A 19230-nucleotide genomic window follows, 5' to 3' on the forward strand; every position below is an offset into this window, starting at 1 on the left:
CGCCAGCCGTGCCTGCCGTGACCCGGCTGCCGGAGACGCATCGGGCGAGCCTTGCCTTTGACGTGACGGTCGCGGATTTCGAGGCCTTCAACCTCCACCAGGTCAACGCGGCGGGCCGAAAGGCGAGGCGCCTGCGCAACCACGCCATTTTTCTCCTCGTCATGGCCGGCATCCTGACCGCCTATTATGCGGCGACCGACGTCCTCCATGCGGCGGACCTGCCGCTGCTCTATGGCGCGCCGCTCGGCTTCGCCCTGGCGGGGCTGGTGGCGCTGGAGGCGCTGAGGCCCTGGTTCATCCGCCGCCAGATCCGGACGCTGCTGGGCCGCGCCCCGCGGGACGCCTTCCTCGGCCATAAACGTCTCGAAGCCAGTCCGGAAGGCCTGACCATCACGGCCACGACCAGCACCACGCAGTGCGAATGGGCAGCGATCACCCATGTCGACGAGACTTCGCAGCACCTGTTCCTCATGCTCGGCAATGCGAGCGGCATCATCATCCCCAAGCGCGGGCAGCCTCAGGCGGCGCTGGACGCACTGCGCGCCTGCCTCGCCGCGAAGGCCGCCGCGACGGGCGCCGTCGAGGTACCCGCGTAGGCGCGTGCGATCGCCGATCAGGCCGGAGGGAAACCGCGCCCCGTCATACGCGTTGCCGTCGCATCGGACGGAGTGGTTTCACTATGCGGTTCAGGCGATGGATGGTGGTGGTGGCGGTGCCGCTGCTCGCGCTCGGCGTTCTTGCGGTGCTGTTTTCCTGGTCCTGGTTCATTCCCATGGTCGAGGTCCGCGCCTCCGCGGCTCTTGGGCAGCCGGTGACGATCGGCGGGCTCGGCGTTCGACTTGGCCGGGTGACCGAGGTGCAGCTGCGCGACGTCGTCGTCGCCAATCCGGCCGGGTTCCAGGGCGATGCACCCTTCGCACGGGTCCGCGAACTCACCGTCCGTCTCGACGTCATGGCCTATCTGCGCGGCGACGGCATCGTGCTGCCCGCAATCGCGGTGCGCGGCGGCGACGTCCAGGCCCGGCTGAGCGCGGATGGGGTGAGCAACCTGGCACTCGCCGCCCCCTCGCCGGCGCTGGGAAATCCGGCGACGCCGACCCCCGCGCCCGCACCGGGGCCGCGCGTCAGGATCGGTTCGATCCGGGTGGATGAGACGACGGCGCATGTCGTCTACCCGGAGCTGCGCGGCGACGTCACCGCCCAGATCGAGACGCGCGAGATGCCGACTGCGGGCTTGGTGGTGACCGCCGAGGGCCGCGGCACCTATGCCGGGCAGCCGCTCACGGCCAGCTTCATCGGCGGGACCATCGCCGACCTCAACACCAACGAACGCCCCTGGCCGATCGCGCTCAGCATTCAGAACGGCCGCACCGAGGCGACGGTCGAGGGCCGCCTGCGCGACCCCTTCGCGCTCGCCGGCGCCGACCTCCGCCTCAGCCTTGCCGGGCCCGACCTCGCGATGCTGACGCCGCTCACCGGCGTGCCGATCCCGCAGACGCCACCCTTCCGGGTCGCCGGCCGGCTCGACTACAGCGAGACCCACTACCGCTTCACCGAGATCGACGGCCTCGTCGGGCGCACCGATATCGGCGGCACGCTCACCATCGATCCGCGCGGGCGGGTGCCGGACGTGACCGCCGCCCTGCGCTCGCGCCGGGTCGACCTGCGCGACCTCGCGGGCTTCATCGGCGGGCAGCCGGTGCGCGGCACGCCGGTCCGCCCCGATGCCGCCGCCAGCGGCCGCGTGCTGCCGAACGCGCCGGTGAACGTGCCGAAATTCGAGGCGGCGAACGTCCACCTGCAATACGAGGCCGGCCAGGTGCTGGGCAATTCCACCCCGCTCGACAATCTGCGGGTCTCGCTCGAGCTGGTGGATGGAATCGTCACCATCCGGCCGCTGCGCTTTGGCGTCGGCAGCGGTGCGATCGAGGCCGACATCGTGCTCACGCCGCAGCCCGAAGGCACCGTACAGGCGGTGGCCGGCATCAACTTCCAACAGGTCGACATCGCCCGGCTGATGAGCGCCGCGGGCTCGCGCGGCGGCGGCGCGCTGAACGGGCGGGCCCGGATCGAATCGACCGGGCGCTCGCTGGCCGAGCTTCTCGCGCGCGGCAACGGCAACCTGTTCCTCTCGACCGCGGGCGGCAATCTGAGCGCTTTCCTGGTCGACATCTCCGGCCTTCGGTTGGGCAATGCGCTGCTCTCTGGCCTGGGTCTGCCGGACCGCACCGAGCTGCGCTGCTTCGTCGCCGATTTCGTGCTGCGGCGCGGCGTGCTCGAATCCCGCGCGACGCTGCTCGAGACCGCCGATGCGCTGATCTCCGCCTCGGGAACAGTGCGGCTGTCCGACGAGCGGATCGATATGCGGCTGCGCAGCGAGTCCAAGCGCCCGACGGTCGGCGCCCTGCCGACCGCGCTGCTGCTGACCGGCAGCTTCTCCGATCCCTCCATAGCGCCGGAGGTGGTGGAACTCGGCGTGCGTGGCGGGCTCGCGGTGGCGCTGGGCTTTGCCGCGCTGCCGCTCGCGCTGCTGCCGACCATCGAGCTCGGCATCGGCGACGATCCGCGCTGCGCCGACATGCGGGCGCGGGTGCGGCGGCGCTAGGCGCTCAGCCGCGCAGGAAGCCGGCGACCAGTGCCACTTGGTCCGCCGCCATCAGAGCCGGCGCGTGACCGGCATCGCTGATCTCGACCAGGCGCACGCCGTCGCGCGTTGCCATGCGGGCCGCGACATCGGCCGGCAGCAGGTCGCTCTCGGCGCCGCGGATCAGCAGCACCGGCACGGTGATCGCCTCCCACATGGCCCAGAGGTCCAGCGCCTCGACGGCCGCATCCTGCATCGGCTTCGCGATGGCCGGGTCATAATGCAGCGCGACCCCGCCTTCGACCCGGCGGTTGGAGTGGTCGGCGAGGTGACGCCACTCGGCGTCGCTGAGCGTGCCGAAGCTCGCATGCACGCGGCGCAGATAGGCCTCGAGCGCCGCCACGTCGGCGAAGACGTGGTCCGTGCCGACATAGTCGCGGATGCGCTCGAGCGAGTCCTTGGGGATTAAAGCGCCGACATCGTTGAGCACCATCCGCCGAACGTGATGGCCGGGGATGTTGGTCGCGAGCATGCCGCAGATGCCGCCCAGCGAGGTTCCCACCCAGTCGACCCAGGGCGCGTCGATGCGCGCGAGCAGATGGGCCAGCGCGCCGACATAGACGGGCGGCTGGTACAGCGACGCCTGCGCCAGCCAGTCGCTCTCCCCCCGCCCCGGCAGGTCGGGGCAGATCACCCGGCGGCCCTCGGCCGCGAGCGCCTGAGCGAGGATGTCGAAATCCCGCCCGTTGCGGGTGAGGCCATGCACGCAGAGCACCGGCGCGCCATCCTCCGGCCCCCATTCCACCCAGCGCATGGTGTGGAACCCGGTGGCCGATAGCCAGCGCACCGCCCTGCGCTTCACGTCAGACGACCCCTTGCGCGCGCAGCCCGGCGATCTCGGCCTCGCTCAGCCCAAGGCCGGTGAGCACCACGTCGGTATGCTGCCCCAGCACCGGCGGGGCGGAGCGGTAGGTGGGCGGCGTGGCCGAGAGCCGAACCGGATTGGCGATCACCTGCACCCGGGTGCCGCTCGCATGCTCCATCTCGACCACGCATTCGCGAGCCATGACGTGCGGGTCTTCGAACACGTCCGAGAGCCGGTTGATGGGACCACAGCCGATCTTGGCGGCCTCCAGAATGCCCACCCACTCCGTCGTCGTGCGGGTCTGCATCACCGGCGTCAGCGTCGCGGTGACCAGGTCGCGGTTGGCGACCCGCGTCGCGTTAGTGGCGAAGCGTTCGTCGGCCGCGATGTCCTCACGCCCCACCGTCTGGCAGAAGCGGAGGAAGGTCGGGTCGTTGCCCACGGCGAGGATGATGTAGCCATCCTTGGTCGGGAATTCCTGGTAGGGCGAGATGTTGGGGTGCTGGTTGCCCAGGCGCGGCGGGTTCTCCCCGGTGGCCAGGTAGTTCATCCCCTGGTTCGCGAGCCAGGCGACATGCGTGTCCAGCATCCCGATATCCACCTGCTGGCCCTGCCCGGTCGCGTGGCGGTGGTTCACCGCCGCGAGCACGCCAATGCAGCCATAGAGGCCCGCGAACAGGTCCGCGACGGGCACGCCCACCTTCTGCGGTGGGCCGTTGGGCTCGCCCGTCAGCGACATCACCCCGCCCATGGCCTGGATCAGTGCGTCATACCCAGGTCGGGGCGCGTAGGGTCCGGTCTGGCCGAAGCCGGTGATCGAGCAATAGATCAGCGCCGGGTACTGTGCATGCAACTGCTCCCACCCCAGCCCGTACTTCGCCAGCGCCCCGACCTTGAAGTTCTCGACCAGGATGTCGCAGCTGGCGAGCAGCTTGTGGATGATCGCCTGGCCCTCGGGCTTGGCGATGTCGAGCGTGACCGACTGCTTGTTGCGGTTCACGCCGAGGAAGTAGGCGCTCTCGGTCGTGCCTGGCCAGACCGGGGGCGCGAAGCCGCGGGTGTCGTCGCCAGCTTCGGGGCGTTCGATCTTGATGATCTCGGCACCGAGGTCGCCCAGCATCTGCGTGCAGGTCGGCCCCGCGAGCACGCGGGTGAGGTCGAGGACGCGAAGCCCCGTGAGGGGCCCCCCGGCTTGGGTCACGGCGGGCTGGGTCATGGCGGGGTGTCTCATCGATGCGGGTGGCGCGGCCAGCCTTACGCACCCTGTCCGTGGCTGTCCATGCACGCGGCTGAGCGGCCGGCCTGCCATGCGCTTGCCGAAGGCCGCGTCGCGCCGCATCGTCGCCCTGATGCCGCGCATGGTCGAGATCGCCACCCCACCCCCGCAAGACAGCGCGCCATGAGCGATGGCCCGGCGTCCGGCATCGAGATCCGCCTCGATGCCGGGTTCGATCTCGCCGGATGGGTGAACATCGCGCCGGGCAAGGCCTGTGCGCAGAGCACGCTGTCGCGCTGGTCGCACATGGGTGGCGCCGCGGCGCTGGTAGACCCGCCGCGCCAGGCGGATTTCGCGATCCATACCGAATTCGAGGCGAATCCCTGGTGGTCGATCGACCTTGGTGGGGGCCATCGCGACCTGGTGCTGCGGGTCTACAACCGCGGCCAGCGCAGCAACGCAAAGCAGGACAACCTGCGTGGCCGGGCGCTGCCGCTGGTGGTCCAGCTTTCTGAGGATGGGATCGCGTGGACTGCATTGGTCGACGTCGCGCAGGAATTCGGCGACGTGGCGTCCGGCGCGCCGCTGAGCATCCGGCTGCACCGGCGCGATGACCAGCCCGCCATCCGCTTTGTGCGCCTCGCGGTGCGCCAGCCCCGCACCGCGCTGCACCTGCAACTGGTGCAGGTCTTCGTTCCCGAGGCCGTCACGGGCCCGCATCCGCCGGCGGAGGAGGCGGACCTGCAACGCGTCTTCCACGAACGCGTGGCACCGTTCGGGACATTCGAGGATGCCCGGCGGCGATATGACGGCGACCGGCTGAGCTTCTTCCCCGGCCACGCCTTCGGCGCCATCGATGCCGTCCAGACGCTGCGCATCGGCCGGCTGGGCAATCGCATCATCGGGACAATGAACGCGCTGCTCTTCGCCCAGGTCCACGGGATCGGCCGCGTCTATCTCAGCGTGGATGATTTCCGCGACGCGTTCGGCGTGCCGGAGAGCTTGCGCTACGGCGACATCGAGATTCTGGTGCGGAAGCCCGAGGCCGGGGAGAACGCCTTCCTGATGATGTCGCGCTTCTACTACGGCCACTACGTGCCGGCGGCCGTGGAACGCGACCCCATTCGCCTGGCCGCCATCCTGCGCGACGCCGTGCGGCCGATCCTGCTGCCAGGCCTTGAGGATGGCGCGCTGGATGCCGGCACGGTCGTCATCCATATCCGCTCCGGCGACGTGTTCCAGGGCGTGGGCGGGCATGTCGGGTATGTGCAGCCGCCGCTATCCTACTACGTCGCCGCCCTGGAACACGCCGCGCGGGAGCACCCGGTCGACCAGGTAGTTGTGGTGCACGAGGACCGCGCCAACCCCACCATCGCCGCGCTGGAGGCCTACCTCTCGGCAGCGGGGATCGGCTGCACCATGCAGAGCAGCACGCTGCGCGAGGACACCGCCACGATCTTCGGCGCGCGGCGCATCATCTCCGGCCACGGCACGTTCGTGGCTGCCGTCATCGCGCAGTCCGTGCGGGTGGAGACGCTGTATTTCTTCCGCAGGGTGATGCTGCCGCAGCTGTTCGACGCTCAGTCGCCGCGCATCTTCGTGGCGCACGACACCGCGCGCGGCTTCACCCGCTATGGCGACTGGGCCAATACCGCCGAGCAACGGCAACTGATGCTCGACTATCCCAGGACCGGCCTCACGATCCGCCCCTACCTCCCCAAGCGCTGACGGGAAATGAAATCCCGGCCCGCTTGCCCCGGCGCCCGGCCGGACGCATGGTCCGCCACGATCCCAAGGGAGGACCAATTCCATGCTCGACACCCCGCGCCACACGCCCGACGCGCCCAGCGCCGACCCCTTCGCGCTCGCCACCGCGCTCTCCGGCGTGCACCTGATCGGCGGCCAGTTTGTGCCGTCGCGCAGCGGCAAGACCTTCCCCGTGGTGAACCCCGCGACCGGTGCCGAGGTCGCGACCGCCGCCTTGGGCGACGCGGCGGATGTCGATGCCGCCGTCCAGAATGCCGCCGTCGCGCAGAAACTCTGGGCCAAGGTGCCCGCGCGGAAACGCGGCGCCCTGGTCTACCAGTGCGCCGCGTTGCTCAAGGCCCATGCCGATGAGCTCGGCCGCCTGATCGCACTCGAGACCGGCAAGGCGCTGCGCACGGAATCCCGCGTCGAGGCCAACGTCGTCGCCGACATCTTCGAATTCTTCGGCGGCCTCGGCGGCGAACTGAAGGGCGAGAGCGTGCCCTTCGCGCCCGACGTGCTCAGCGTCACCGTCCGCGAACCGCTCGGCGTCGTGGGTGCGATCATCCCCTGGAACGTGCCGATGCTGCTGATGGCGCTGAAGATCGCGCCCGCACTCGTCGCCGGCAACGCCGTCGTCGTGAAGTCCGCCGAGGAAGCCCCCCTCGCCGTCCTGCGCATCTGCGAATTGCTCAACCGCATCCTGCCGCACGGCGTGTTCAACATGCTCTCGGGCTTCGGCCCGGATTGCGGCGCGCCGCTGGTCGAGCACCCGCTGGTCCGCAAGGTGACCTTCACCGGCAGCGTCGAGACCGGCAAGATCGTGGCCCGCACGGCGGCCGAGAAGCTGATCCCGCTGACGCTGGAACTCGGCGGCAAGTCGCCGATGATCGTCTTCGCCGACTGCAATTTCGACAAGACCGTCGCCGGTGCCATCACCTCGATGCGCTTCACCCGCCAGGGGCAGAGCTGCACGGCCGCGAGCCGCATCTATGTCGAACGCCCGATCTTCGACCGCTTCGTCGCCGCCATGAAGCAGGCGGTGGACGCCATGGTCATGGGCGACCCGCTCGACGAGAAGACGGATATCGGCACCATCGTGAGCCCCGGGCAGATGGAGAAGGTGCGCGCCTACATCGCCGAGGGCACCGCCACCCCCGGCGCCACTGCCCTGACCTGCTCCGCCATGCCGACCGACCCAGCTCTGAAGAAGGGCCTGTTCATCCAGCCCGTCATTTTCACCGGTCTCACCGCCGAGTCGCGCCTGGTGCGCGAGGAGATCTTCGGGCCCGTGACGGTGGTGCAGCCCTTCGACGATGCCGAAATCGTGCTCGCCGAGGCCAATGACAGCGAGTACGGCCTTGCGGCGAGCCTGTGGACGAACAATCTCAAGATCGGTCTCGATCTTGCGCACCGCCTCGAAGCCGGGCTGGTCCAGATCAACCAGAATTTGGTGGTTCAGGCCAATCTCAGCTATGGGGGCGTGAAGTCGAGCGGTCTCGGCAAGGAAGCATCGCTCGAAGCCATGCTCGAACACTTCACGCACAAGAAAACGATCATGGTGAATATGTCATAATGGATATTTCGACGAAGAGCCGCAAGGAACTCGAAACCCTCGCGCAGAATGCCGAACGCATCCTGGCCGACGCCAAGCGATCGAAGCACCATGACGCCGCCTCGGCCATGGCCGAGGCGGTGAAGACCGCCCTCGCGGCACTGCCGCCGCGGCCGGGATTCCGCGCCGCCGGCCCGAAGCCCGAGACCGCGACGACGCGCGCGATCGGCGCACTCACCGAGGCCGCCGCGGCCCTCGCGCTGGAATTCGACCTCTCGCCGCCGCCGCAGACCTCGGCGCCGCACAAGCTGGTGGCCGCCGACGGCTCGCCCAAGGTGGGCGGCGATCAGCGCAACCGCGCGGTCAAGGTGTTCCGCTATCTCTCCCACCGCCGCGGCACCGGCATCGCCATGGTTGCCTGGATCGCGAAGGAAGACGAGGAAGAGGGCGGCTGGCAGGTCACGCGGCGCAGCGTCAGCGAGAAGCAGGGCCTGGAGACGGACCCGGCCCTCGATGCCGAGGCCGCCATCACCGCCTTCCGCGCGCTGCTCGCCGCGATGGGCACGCCCCGGCGCGCCTGAACCGGCCGGGGGCTCCCGCCCCTACTTCGGCCGCGATCACTTTCCCCATGCATGCCACCGCCGCCCCGACGCGCCGGAGGCGTCGCTTGACCCTGCAACACTGCGCGAGCATGTTCCGCGCGCCCCAGACCAAGAGGACCGATGTCAAAAGAAGATATGATCGAATTCAGCGGCCAGGTCGTTGAGCTTCTCCCCAATGCCATGTTCCGCGTCAAACTCGACAATGAGCACATGGTGCTCGCCCACACCTCCGGCAAAATGCGCAAGAACCGCATCCGCGTCCTCGCCGGCGACCGCGTGAATGTCGAGATGACGCCTTACGACCTCACCAAGGGCCGCATCACGTTCCGATTCAAATGATCCGACCGCCGCTGGTGCTCGCCTCCGCGAGCCCGCGCCGGATGGAACTGCTCGCGCGCCTCGGCATCATCCCCGACCGCGTCGTCGCCACCGACATCGACGAAACCCCACGCGCCGCCGAGCTGCCGCGCCAGCTGGCCGCACGCCTGGCACTCGCCAAGGCCGAAGCCGCCGCCACGTCCGATGCGCTGACGCTCGCCGCCGACACGGTGGTGGGACTGGGTCGCCGCATCCTGGGCAAGCCGGCCGATGCGGCGGAGGCGGAGGCGTTCCTCACGCTGCTCTCCGGGCGACGCCATCGCGTGATCACCGGGGTGGTCCTGGCGCTGCCCGATGGCCGCCGCCTCAAGCGCGTGGTCGAGACCACCCTCGCCTTCCAGCGCCTAACCGGCCAGCAGATCGCGCATTACGTCGCCGGCGAGGAGTGGCGCGGCAAGGCCGGCGGCTACGCCATCCAGGGCAGCGCCGAAGCCTTCTGCCGCTTCCTCTCGGGCTCGCATTCCAACGTCGTCGGCCTGCCGCTGTTCGAGACGGCCCAGCTGCTGCGCGGTTCCGGCTGGTTGCGGCCATGAAGCGCGAGATCCTGGTCGCCGCCGCCCCCGGCGAGCACCGCATCGCGCTGCTCGAGGACGGCCGCGCCGCCGAGTTCCGGATCCACCGCCCCCACGGCCCCGATGGCGTCGGCGACCTCGTGCTCGCGCGCATCCTCACCCATGCCGCCCCACTCGCCGGCAGCTTCTGCGCCTTGCCCGACGGCGCGACGGGCTTCCTGCCCGACAGCGAGGCCAAGCACCTCGACAAGAACGCCCGCTCGGAAGGCATGCTGCTGCCGTTGCGCATCACCCGCGCCGCCCAGGGGTCGAAGGGCCCGCGCCTGACCGCCCGCGTGAGCGAGGAGGAGGCGCGCCTCAACGGCCCCTCGCCCGCCCTGCTCTGGCGCGCGCCGCACCTGGCGTTGCGCCTGGCCGCGCGTCACCAGGCACCGATCCGCACCGACAGCCGCGCGCTCGCGGCGAGCCTGCGCGCCGGCTTCAGCGAGACGCCGGTGTTCGACGACGCCATCGAGACCGCCTTCGAGGAAGCCTGCACGCCCACCGTCGCGCTGCCCGGCGGCGCCAGCATCTCCATCCACCCGACGCCGGCCCTCGTCGCCATCGACATCGACTCCGGCCCGCTTGGTCCGGCCGTGAACGCGGCCGCGCTCGAGACCGTCGCGCGGCAGATCCGGCTGCGCGACCTCGCCGGCGCGATCCTGATCGACCCCGCCGGCCTGCCCGCGAAACAGCGCGCCGCCCTGGCACCTGGCTTTGCCGCCGCGCTCGACCCCCTGGCGCGGCTGGTCGGCCTCACCGGGCTCGGGCTGATCGAGGTCCAGCGCGCCCGCATCCATCCGCCGCTGTACGAAGCCATGACGGGACCCCTGGCCCTCGCCCTGGCCGCCCTGCGCAAGGCCGCACGCGAGGCCCGGCACCGGCCGGGCGCACGCCTCACCCTGCACGCGGCGCCGCGCGTGGTGGATGCGCTGCAAGCGAATCCGGTGCTGTTGGAGGATTATACGGCGGAGACGGGGGCGGCGCTGACGCTCGTCGCCGATAAGCACGAAACGCGGTTCAGCATCGGGTAAAAAGGCCGGTAAAGGAATTTCCCCGGACACCATTCTTTTGTTTTTGGCTACTGGTGCGGTGAAGAGGGCAGTCGCGAAGCTAGTGGGACTCGACCGGCGACAGCCGGTCGACCGCGCGCAGCACCGTCTGCGTGAAGCGCCAGATGGAGCCCAGGCCCACGAACAGCTCCGTCGGCGCGGCGACATCGCCGATCTGCAAATGAAACCCGTTGGTGTGCACCGTGATGCCGATGCGCATCGTCTCGGTGATGGCGTTCTGCGGACGCGCCTGGTAGACGGCATCGACCAGGCGGCGGCCGAACTCCCGCGCATCGTCCAGCTCCAGCACCATGAACCGCGGCGGCGTCCGGGCCTCGTTGAAGGCGAAGACCGCGTCGAAGGCGATGCCGCCCTCGGCCGCACTCATGTTCACCCGCGTGATGCTCTTGCCCGCCGGGTACAGCACGGCGCGCTCATCCATGTCGACCGCGAGCGTGAAGTCGACCGGCACGCTCGCCGGCCGCTCCGCGATGCGGGCGGGCACCACGTTCGTCATGCTGCGCGCTTCGCGACGTCGTCCGGGCTCATGTGCACGAGCGCGGAGTAGTCGGTCATCAGCGTGCGGGTGATCTCGCCCGGCGTGTAGGTGCGGCCCGCGATCTCGCGCACCGGCGTCACCTCGGCGGCGGTGCCGCACAAGAACACCTCGGTGGCGCGCGCGAGGTCGCTCTCGGGGATGATGCGCTCGACCACCTTCATCTGCCGCGTCCGCGCAAGGCCCATCACCGTGCGCCGGGTGATGCCGTCGAGGAAATTGTCGGGCTTGGGCGTGTGGATCTCGCCGTCGATGACCAGGAACACGTTGGCCCCCGTCGCCTCGGCCACATCGCCCTTCCAGTCCAGCATCAGGGCATCGTCGTAGCCCGCATCCATCGCGGCGTGCTTGGACAGCGTCCCGATCATGTAAAGGCCCGCTGCCTTGGACGCGGTGGGGGCGGTGTCCGGGTGCGGGCGCTTCCACGGCGCCATCGACAGCCGCACGCCGGCCATGCGCTGCTCGACGCCGAAATAGGCACCCCACTCCCAGCAGGCGATCGCCATGTGGACCTTCGTGTGCTTCGCCGCCACGCCCATCTCCTCCGGCCCGCGCCAGGCGATCGGGCGCAAATAGGCGTCGGTGAGGTTGTTGGCCGCGAGCGTCGCGTTGCACGCGGCGTCGATTTCCTCGGCCGACCAGGGCAGGTCGAAGCCCAGGATCTTCGCCGAGGCGATCAGCCGCTCGGTGTGCTCGCGCAGCTTGAAGATATGCCCGCCATAGCAGCGCTCGCCCTCGAACACGGCCGAGGCGTAGTGCAGCGCGTGGCTCAGGACGTGGAGCTTGGCGTCGCGCCAAGGCACCATGGCGCCGTCCATCCAGATCCATCCGTCGCGGTCATCGAAGGGCACGAGGGCCATGGGGCGATCCTTCCTTGCGTTTCTGTCGCTATACTCTCGGCCGATGCGGATGTCTTCCTGGGCCACTGTGGAGATCTCCGCAGCCCAACTTTCGGAAAGCACCATCATCTCGCCATCATGCGCAACAATCATGCGTCTGATGGCCGGAGATTAGAATGAGCCGCCTATTTGCGTCAATGATACTGACCCATCATGATGGCAAGGCAGCCATGCGGCAAGGACGGGAGGATGGCGCGGATGAGCGCTGAGCAGGAGGCCGCGCAACGCGAGGCCAAGGCCGGAACCGAGGCACGGCGCCGCGCCGCGGCGGACAAGGCCGGCAGCGACCCCGGCGCGCATGACAAGGGCGGTGGCCCCACCGCCGGGCGCAACCTGCTGTTCCTGCGCGAGGAGGAGCTGCGCCTGGCCCAGGACCTGCTGTTCTTCGGCTACCGCGACTTCACCGCCGGTGCCGACGCCATCCTCGCCGAGCTCGGCATGGGACGCGCACATCACCGCGTGCTGCACTTCGTCGGCCGCCGGCCTGGCATCACCGTGGGCGACCTGCTCGCGATCCTGTCGATCACCAAGCAATCCCTCGGCCGCGTGCTGCAGCCCATGATCGAGGAGGGCTACGTGGTGCAGATCGCGGGTGCCGCCGACCGCCGCCAGCGCCTGCTGACGCTGACCGAGCGCGGCCGCGACCTCGAGCGCCGCCTGTTCGACCGCCAGCGCGAGACCGTCATGGCCGCCTACCGCGAGGCCGGGCCGGGCGCGGTGGAAGGGTTCCGCCGCGTCATGCGCGGGCTGATGGGGCCGGAGGCGCGCGGCCTGCTGCGCAGCATCGAGGATGAGCCCACGATCCGGGAGCGCGGCCGATGAGCGAGATCACCGCCGACACGCCGCACATCCTGGTCGTCGATGACGACGCGAGGCTGCGCGCGCTGATTCAGCGCTACCTCGGCGAACAGGGCTTCCGCGTCTCGGTCGCGGCCGACGCCGCCGCCGCCCGCAAGGCGCTGTCCTCGATGGCCTTCGACATGCTGGTGCTCGACGTGATGATGCCGGGCGAATCAGGGCTGGATTTCACCGAAAGCCTGCGCCGGGACGGAAAGGAGGTGCCGATCCTCATGCTCACCGCCCGCGGCGCGCCCGATGACCGCATCGCGGGCTTCGAGAGCGGGGCCGACGACTATCTCCCGAAGCCCTTCGACCCGCGCGAGCTGGCGCTGCGCATCCGCACCATCCTCAAGCGCGCGGCGCCACCCGCGCCGCCGACGACGCCCGTCGCCCATGCCGTGCAGATCGGCCCGCAATGGTTCGACCTCGAGCGCGCCGAGCTGCGCGGACCCGACGGCCCTGTGCGCCTGACGGGCGGGGAATCCGCCTTGCTTCTGGCGCTGGCCCGCAAGGCCGGCGAGGTGCTCAGCCGCGAGGAGATCGCCGACGCCCTGGGCACCCCCGAGGCCGGCGAGCGCGCCATCGATGTGCAGGTGACCCGCCTTCGCCGCAAGATCGAGCCTGACCCGCGCGAACCGCGCTTCCTGCAGACCATCCGCCACCGCGGCTACATCCTGCGACCAGGCGCCTGAAACCGCCTTCCCCGGGCCGGCGTTGAACGGGCTTCACCCTCAGGAGGTCCACCATGTCCGACGCCTATGAGATCGCGCAGCAGCGCATCGAGGAACGGGCCCGGCAGCTGTGGGAGGAAGCGGGGTCGCCCGAGGGCGGCGCCCACCGCTTCGAGGCCCAGGCCAAGGCGGAGATCGCCGAGGACGAGGCCAAGCACGATGACACCGTCGACGACAGCTTCCCGGCTAGTGACCCGCCGGCATCCTCGGGTGTGACCGGCCCCACCGGCGACCACCCGGCGGTGCAGCCGAAGGACGACTAGCGCCGCGGGGCTTGACGGTCTGGATCGCTCGTTTTATAGGAAGTTAAGCATAAGCAAGGCGCCGCCGCTTGGTTCCGCCGAAGGCGATGCCGAAAGTAAGCGGGTAAGGTGGCCTTCCTCGGCGGGCAGTGAAATCAATCGCTTACATCCGCATGCCAGGGTAAGGAAATCAGACTTCCTTACTCGGGATCGAAGCCTTCATGCGCCTCAGCCGCATCTTCCGTTTTTTCGCGCCGCGGGGTCTGCTCGGGCGCGCGCTGCTCATCATCCTGCTGCCGCTGGTCATCCTTCAGGCCATCGCGCTGCAACTGTTCTACGGCAACCACCTCGACGTCATCTCGCGCCGTCTCGCCGCCGGTGTCGCCGGCGATGTCGGCATGATCGGCGAACTCATCACCCGCGACGCCAGCGCGGAATCCCAGGCGCGCATCTTCCGCGAGGCGGCCTGGCGGCTGGAAATGGCCCTCGCCTTCGAACCCGGCGCGCGGCTGGAGGCGCCGCAATCCCGCCGCGCCTCTCTGCCCCTGCTGCCGCTCGAGGATGACCTCGCCACAGCCATGCGCGAACGCGTGGCGCTGCCCTTCGACACGGATTGGCAGACCGACCCGCGCAGCGTGATCATCCGGGTGCAACTGCCCGGCGGCGTGCTGCATGTCGAAGCCCCGCGCAAGCGCCTGTTCACCAGCACGCTCTACCTGTTCATGATCTGGCTGGTGGGATCCGCGCTGCTGCTGTTCGGCGTGGCGGCGGCGTTCATGAAGAACCAGGTCCGTGCCATCCGCCGCCTTGCCGGTGCGGCCGAGGCCTTTGGGATGGGCCGCGACCTCGGTGCGATCAAGCCCGAGGGGGCCGCCGAGGTGCGCCAAGCGGCAGCCGCCTTCAACCGCATGCAGGAACGCATCCGCCGCTTCGTTGCCCAGCGTACCGACATGCTGGCCGGCATCAGCCACGATCTGCGCACCCCGCTCACCCGCATGCGCCTCGCCTTGGCCCTGCTGCCGGCACCGGCGCAGGAGGATGCGGCCGCCCTTACCCAGGATGTCGAGGAAATGGAGCGCATGGTCGCCGCCTACCTCGCCTTCGCGCGCGGCGAGGGCCAGGAACAGCCGGTGCCGACCGATCTGGTCGCCCTGGTCGAGGATGTCGCTGCGCGCGCCCGACGCGACGGCGCGCGGATCTCGGTCGAGGCGCCCGAGGCGCTGACCATGCCGCTGCGCGCCGACGGCTTCCGCCGGTGCCTGGGCAACCTGCTCGATAATGCGCGCAAGCACGCCCGACGCATCGCTGTGGCGGTGGAGCAGGTCGCACGGCCCGAGGGCGGCGGCTGGGCCACAGTGATGGTCGATGATGACGGGCCGGGGATTGCCGCGGACCAGCGCGAGGAGGCCTTCCGACCATTCGCGACGATGTCGGCCGGCGGGACGGGGCTGGGCCTCGCCATCGCGCGCGACATCGCCCGCGCCCATGGCGGCGACATCCTGCTGGAGGACAGCCCGCTGGGCGGTCTCAGGGCGCGCGTGCGGCTGCCGGTGTGACAGGAGGCGGTGTGACGGCCGCCGGTGTGGCGGCGGTCGGCGCGGCGTGCCAACCGGGCGCGAAGACGGTGATGCCATCGATCTCGGCGAAGAGATCCCGGTCTTGAATGGCGGCCGCGCGCATGGCATCGTGCATGGCTGTCTGCACAACGTAGAGCGTGCCCGCTTCCCAGTCCCGTTCGGCGATGCGTCTGCGCGTCTCCGCCCATAGTCGCGCACGGGCTTCGGCCGCGACCCGAGCGTGGTAGGACACATCCGTATCCCAGCCATTGTCATGCGCATAGCGCGCCAGCATCGCCCAGCCATCCTGCCCCGCCGGATCCATGAAGGTCGGCTGCCCGGTGGGCATCACCTGCCGCAGCCGCCGGTACCGCCCGCGCGCCTCGGCCCAGAACGGCGCGACGAGCGTTGTTGTCCACCCCGCAGGCTCCGCGGCGAGCGTGTTCCGGTTCGGTACCCACCAGTTCGCCGTGTCGCCGACCTGCAGCCCTGCGGCGAGCATCAGCACCCGCGCCGAGACCGCCTTGGGCAGCACCCGAGCCACAAGCACCACGGCCAGCACCAGCACGGCATAGAGCCCCGGCCAGGCGAAGCGATTGGATGAGCGCAGCGGTTCCAGCAGCGCCAGCGCCCAACCCGGAATCGGCAGCTCGAACGCGAGTTGTCCCGCGACCATCACCCGATGCGTCACCGCAATCGCGAACAGCGCCAGGATCGCAAGCCCCAGCGCCCAGAATCGCTCGAGCCCGCCCAGCGCCGCAGGCCGCCAGGCGAGCGCGGCGGCTGCACCCAACAGCACCACCAGTCCCCCTGCCCCCAGGAACACCGCCCTGCCCTCGTGCAGGGGCTGGGGCGGCCAGTCGGGCAGCAGCAGCGAGCTGTAGCCGGCGGTCAGCGGTCCCAACAGATCCATCCCGATCGCGCCATAGCCGTCGCCCCACGGAAGTCCCGCGGCGATGAAGAAATACCCGCCCAGCCACACCCCCGCGACCGCGATCAGCGGCATCGCCATGGCCTCGGGCAGCAGCGCCCAGCGCGGACCCGCGGCGAGCCGGCGCAGCCAGTCCGCCGCCCAGATCGCCGCCACCATCACCAGCAGGTAGGCGTTCAGCAACGAGCCCAGCGCCACCAACGCCGCCCATGGCAGCGCGCGCCGAGGACGCTCCGGCCGCAGCGCCAGCCACAGCGCGGCGAGCACGATCCACTGCGCCACCAGCGAGACATGCTGGTAGATCCGATAGACCAGGAACGGCGCGAACAGCAGCAGCACGCAGCCGGCGACCCTCGCGGTCCGGTCCACACCCGGGCGCGCAAGAAGCGCCCAGGCGAACACGGCCTGCAGCACGAAGCACACCAGGAACCAGGCGCCCACGAATTGCCCGACCGGCAACACCTGCGCCAGCGCCTTCATCGGCATGGCGATCAGCGGCACCAGGTCGCCGTAGAAGATGCTGCTGCCGAGTTCGATGCCGTAACGCGGATTGGCCGCCGGCGGCCAGGACCAGGGCGTGTCGCGGTAGTACATCCAACTCAGGTGGAAGGTGGCGAAATCGCGGTCGGTGGTCAGCCAGCCGTCGCGCCAGGGCGGCAGGACCTCGGGGCCGAGCAGGATGAGGAAGGCGACGGCGCCAAGAAGAATGGGAAGGAAGAATTCTCCCCTAACCTTCTTTCCTTGATTCTCGGTTATTGGCGCGAATGGGGGTGGCATCAGCGAGGCGGAAGAAGGCGCTAGCGGGCGCGGCAGCGAGAAGGAACGCGCGAACAGCGGATGGGCCGCCTGCCATACAGCTCGGGCTTGAACAGGGGCGCGTCCAAACCGACGGCCCCTTTCACCGTAGCGCCCGACGCAGGCCTCACTTGGTGGGCGGCACCAGCGCCTTGGCCTCTTCCATCGCCGCGGCGAAGCGCTTGTTGAGCAGGCCCAGAGCCTCGCCGCTCGACTTCTGGATCAGCTCGGCGAGCTCCTGCATGTTCGCCACGGCGCGCTCATAGGCGCCGCGCATCATCTCCGCCTGGCGCTGCGCCTGGGCCTGCGGGGCCTCGCCGTCGCCGGCCTTGCGCATCGCCTCGGTCATGTCGCCGATCGACTGCTGCACCATTTCCATGTGTCGCTTGGCCACCGCCTGGGCGCCTTCGAGCGCGGTGCGGTTGGCCTCGGCCAGCGCCTCCATGTTGCGGCGCTGCGCGGCGGCGAGCGCCTCCATGTCCGGGAAGCCGGGCATGCGGAACATCTTGGTGAAATCCATCTCGCTGGCCATTGTTTTATCCCTTTTTCCTGGACGTTCGGATTCAAGAGGGCGGCGGGGCCGCGTCCTCCGGCTCGGCATCGGCGATCGGCAGGCGCAGGCTCCGGGCGACACCCTCGGCGCGATCGAGCGCACGGTCGAGTGCCGCCATCGTCGAACCAAGGTCGGGGCTGTCGTCGGCGCGCCAGGCACGCACGGTCGCGAGCCAGACCACGGCGAGACCCGGGGCGCGCCAGGCGCCGGCGGGAAAGCTGCTGTCGAGCTCCGCGGCCTCCAGCATCCAGCCCATGGAGCCCAGGATGCGCGGCCCGAGGAACAGCGCGAGAAAGGGATCGCGCCGGACGTCGTCGAGCAGCCGCTCGATGCCGGCGCGGTGCGGCTGCATGGTGTCCAGCCGGCGCATCAGCACGTCGAAAATGCGGTCGCGCGACGTGCCGCCCTGCCCCGCGATGGTGCCGGCGAGCACCGCCTGGTCCGCCATGCGCCCATGCAGTCGCAGCAGATCGAGCGGGGTGGCGAAGCGGCCGCGCAACGTGGCGAGCGTGGTACCGGCCTCGGCGGCGACGCGGGCCATGGTGACGCCGTGCCAGCCACGTAGCGCCACCACCTGCCAGAAACCGGCGATGAGCTTGCTTTCGGTGAGGTCGGGGCTTGTGTCCATGGCCTGATTATGGGGTGCGCGCGGCCAGATGCCAGCCATGATTTGCTGACACTTGGGCCCCGTCCCGCAAGGGTGGCGCAGGCATGGGGAGCGTTTTATGCGGCATCGCGCAGGCGCCGCTCAGCCAGCCAGCTCGCGCGAGCGGGCAGTGGCAGCCGCTATCGCCCGGCGCATCAGCTCGGGCAGTCCGCCCTTGGCCATCAGCACCGCGAGCGCACGCTCCGTCGTGCCCTTCGGGCTGGTGACGTTGATGCGCAGCTGGGCCGCGTCCTCGGGGCTCGCGGCGAGTAGCGCGCCGGAACCTGCGACCGTGGCGCGGGCCATGCGCCGGGCGAGGTCGGGCGGCACGCCCTCGGCCAGTGCCGCCTGCTCCAGCACCTCGGCGAGGAGGAAGACATAGGCGGGGCCGCCGCCGGACACGGCCGTCACTGGGTTGAGCTGGTCCTCATCCGCCACCCAGGCGACCTCGCCGATCGCGCCCAGCAGCCGGTCGGCCAGCGCCCTTTGGTCCTCGGTGACGCCGGGGCCGGCGAAGGCGGCCGAGAAACCCTGGCGAATGGCGGCCGGGGTGTTCGGCATGGCGCGAATGATGGCGGCCTCGCCGCCCAGCGCTGCGCTCATCGCCGCAACCGAGCGCCCGGCCATGATCGACAGGAACGGCGCGCGGCCGGCATAGCGCGCATAGGCCGGCAGGGCGCCAGCGGCCTCCTGCGGCTTGATCGCCAGGATCACCGCGCCGGGCTCGAAGTCAGCTGGGATCGCGTCGGCACCCGCGACGACCTGGACGCCGCCAAGCTCCGCCAGCGCAGCCGCCGGGTTGGGTTCGACCACCACCGCCTCGGCCAGCCCCTGCTCCCGCCAGCCGGCCAGCATCGCGCCGCCCATCTTGCCGCAGCCGATGAGCAGGAGCGGGGGAAGGCCAGCGTGCATGGGCGTCATCCTCGGGGCCG

Annotated in this window: 20 protein-coding genes; 12 read left to right on the forward strand and 8 right to left on the reverse strand. The window is 70.1% G+C overall.

Annotation, left to right across the window (positions count from 1 at the left end):
- The first annotated feature begins 8 nt into the window (after nucleotides 1–8).
- Nucleotides 9–596: a YcxB family protein gene (locus GXW79_RS08325; protein WP_211873910.1), complete on the forward strand. Its 588-nt coding sequence runs from the start codon at nucleotides 9–11 to the stop codon at nucleotides 594–596.
- An 83-nt stretch (nucleotides 597–679) separates the two neighbouring features.
- Complete coding sequence (locus tag GXW79_RS08330; protein WP_211873911.1) at nucleotides 680–2605, forward strand: AsmA family protein; 1926 nt, start codon at nucleotides 680–682, stop codon at nucleotides 2603–2605.
- Between the two features lie 4 nt (nucleotides 2606–2609).
- Here GXW79_RS08330 and GXW79_RS08335 read toward each other — a convergent pair whose 3' ends face one another.
- The gene (locus tag GXW79_RS08335) at nucleotides 2610–3446 is read right to left on the reverse strand and encodes an alpha/beta fold hydrolase (RefSeq protein ID WP_367614843.1); all 837 of its coding nucleotides are present in this window, start codon (nucleotides 3444–3446) and stop codon (nucleotides 2610–2612) included.
- Nucleotide 3447: 1 nt separating this feature from the next.
- Nucleotides 3448–4665, reverse strand: a complete 1218-nt coding sequence (locus GXW79_RS08340; protein WP_211873912.1) for a CaiB/BaiF CoA transferase family protein — start codon at nucleotides 4663–4665, stop codon at nucleotides 3448–3450.
- A gap of 183 nt (nucleotides 4666–4848) precedes the next feature.
- On the opposite strand from GXW79_RS08340, the gene GXW79_RS08345 reads away from it, so the two are divergent.
- The 6 genes from GXW79_RS08345 (at nucleotide 4849) to GXW79_RS08370 (ending at nucleotide 10531) form a co-directional block, all read left to right on the forward strand.
- Complete coding sequence (locus GXW79_RS08345) at nucleotides 4849–6393, forward strand: discoidin/SUN/FTP domain-containing protein (RefSeq protein WP_211873913.1); 1545 nt, start codon at nucleotides 4849–4851, stop codon at nucleotides 6391–6393.
- Nucleotides 6394–6475: 82 nt separating this feature from the next.
- Nucleotides 6476–7987, forward strand: coding sequence for an aldehyde dehydrogenase family protein (locus GXW79_RS08350; RefSeq protein WP_211873914.1), 1512 nt, complete (start codon nucleotides 6476–6478; stop codon nucleotides 7985–7987).
- Nucleotides 7987–8547: a hypothetical protein gene (locus tag GXW79_RS08355; protein WP_211873915.1), complete on the forward strand. Its 561-nt coding sequence runs from the start codon at nucleotides 7987–7989 to the stop codon at nucleotides 8545–8547. The genes GXW79_RS08350 and GXW79_RS08355 overlap by 1 nt, the downstream gene beginning before the upstream one ends.
- Nucleotides 8548–8688: 141 nt before the next feature.
- Nucleotides 8689–8907 (forward strand): translation initiation factor IF-1, encoded by a 219-nt coding sequence (gene infA / locus GXW79_RS08360; RefSeq protein ID WP_007003972.1) that lies wholly within the window; start codon nucleotides 8689–8691, stop codon nucleotides 8905–8907.
- On the forward strand, nucleotides 8904–9479 hold the full coding sequence (locus tag GXW79_RS08365; RefSeq protein WP_211873916.1) for a Maf family protein: 576 nt from the start codon (nucleotides 8904–8906) through the stop codon (nucleotides 9477–9479). Before infA ends, GXW79_RS08365 begins: the two co-directional genes overlap by 4 nt.
- The gene (locus tag GXW79_RS08370; protein WP_211873917.1) at nucleotides 9476–10531 is read left to right on the forward strand and encodes a ribonuclease E/G; all 1056 of its coding nucleotides are present in this window, start codon (nucleotides 9476–9478) and stop codon (nucleotides 10529–10531) included. Before GXW79_RS08365 ends, GXW79_RS08370 begins: the two co-directional genes overlap by 4 nt.
- Before the next feature lie 79 nt (nucleotides 10532–10610).
- Here the strand turns inward: GXW79_RS08370 and GXW79_RS08375 are convergent, their stop codons facing one another.
- Nucleotides 10611–11066 (reverse strand): hypothetical protein, encoded by a 456-nt coding sequence (locus tag GXW79_RS08375; RefSeq protein WP_211873918.1) that lies wholly within the window; start codon nucleotides 11064–11066, stop codon nucleotides 10611–10613.
- Complete coding sequence (locus tag GXW79_RS08380) at nucleotides 11063–11965, reverse strand: branched-chain amino acid aminotransferase (protein ID WP_211873919.1); 903 nt, start codon at nucleotides 11963–11965, stop codon at nucleotides 11063–11065. Before GXW79_RS08380 ends, GXW79_RS08375 begins: the two co-directional genes overlap by 4 nt.
- A 237-nt stretch (nucleotides 11966–12202) precedes the next feature.
- Here GXW79_RS08380 and GXW79_RS08385 point away from each other — a divergent pair, with 237 nt between their 5' ends.
- From GXW79_RS08385 to GXW79_RS08400, 4 genes are all read left to right on the forward strand, one after another.
- On the forward strand, nucleotides 12203–12826 hold the full coding sequence (locus GXW79_RS08385; RefSeq protein WP_211873920.1) for a MarR family winged helix-turn-helix transcriptional regulator: 624 nt from the start codon (nucleotides 12203–12205) through the stop codon (nucleotides 12824–12826).
- A complete protein-coding gene (locus tag GXW79_RS08390) occupies nucleotides 12823–13536 on the forward strand; it encodes a response regulator (RefSeq protein ID WP_211873921.1) in 714 nt (237 codons plus the stop codon). The genes GXW79_RS08385 and GXW79_RS08390 overlap by 4 nt, the downstream gene beginning before the upstream one ends.
- Nucleotides 13537–13589: 53 nt before the next feature.
- Complete coding sequence (locus GXW79_RS08395) at nucleotides 13590–13838, forward strand: DUF2934 domain-containing protein (RefSeq protein ID WP_211873922.1); 249 nt, start codon at nucleotides 13590–13592, stop codon at nucleotides 13836–13838.
- A 200-nt stretch (nucleotides 13839–14038) separates the two neighbouring features.
- Nucleotides 14039–15373, forward strand: a complete 1335-nt coding sequence (locus tag GXW79_RS08400) for a sensor histidine kinase (protein ID WP_211873923.1) — start codon at nucleotides 14039–14041, stop codon at nucleotides 15371–15373.
- Here the strand turns inward: GXW79_RS08400 and GXW79_RS08405 are convergent.
- The 4 genes from GXW79_RS08405 to proC form a co-directional block, all read right to left on the reverse strand.
- Nucleotides 15345–17081: a DUF6311 domain-containing protein gene (locus tag GXW79_RS08405; RefSeq protein ID WP_211873924.1), complete on the reverse strand. Its 1737-nt coding sequence runs from the start codon at nucleotides 17079–17081 to the stop codon at nucleotides 15345–15347. The genes GXW79_RS08400 and GXW79_RS08405 overlap by 29 nt on opposite strands.
- A 145-nt stretch (nucleotides 17082–17226) precedes the next feature.
- Nucleotides 17227–17631 (reverse strand): phasin family protein, encoded by a 405-nt coding sequence (locus tag GXW79_RS08410; RefSeq protein ID WP_211873925.1) that lies wholly within the window; start codon nucleotides 17629–17631, stop codon nucleotides 17227–17229.
- Between the two features lie 31 nt (nucleotides 17632–17662).
- On the reverse strand, nucleotides 17663–18280 hold the full coding sequence (locus GXW79_RS08415; protein ID WP_211873926.1) for a TetR family transcriptional regulator: 618 nt from the start codon (nucleotides 18278–18280) through the stop codon (nucleotides 17663–17665).
- A gap of 120 nt (nucleotides 18281–18400) precedes the next feature.
- The gene (gene proC / locus GXW79_RS08420; protein WP_211873927.1) at nucleotides 18401–19210 is read right to left on the reverse strand and encodes a pyrroline-5-carboxylate reductase; all 810 of its coding nucleotides are present in this window, start codon (nucleotides 19208–19210) and stop codon (nucleotides 18401–18403) included.
- Nucleotides 19211–19230: the final 20 nt, after the last annotated feature.

It is taken from the genome of Plastoroseomonas arctica, from assembly GCF_018128965.1.
GTDB classification, from domain to species: Bacteria; Pseudomonadota; Alphaproteobacteria; order Acetobacterales; family Acetobacteraceae; genus Plastoroseomonas; species Plastoroseomonas arctica.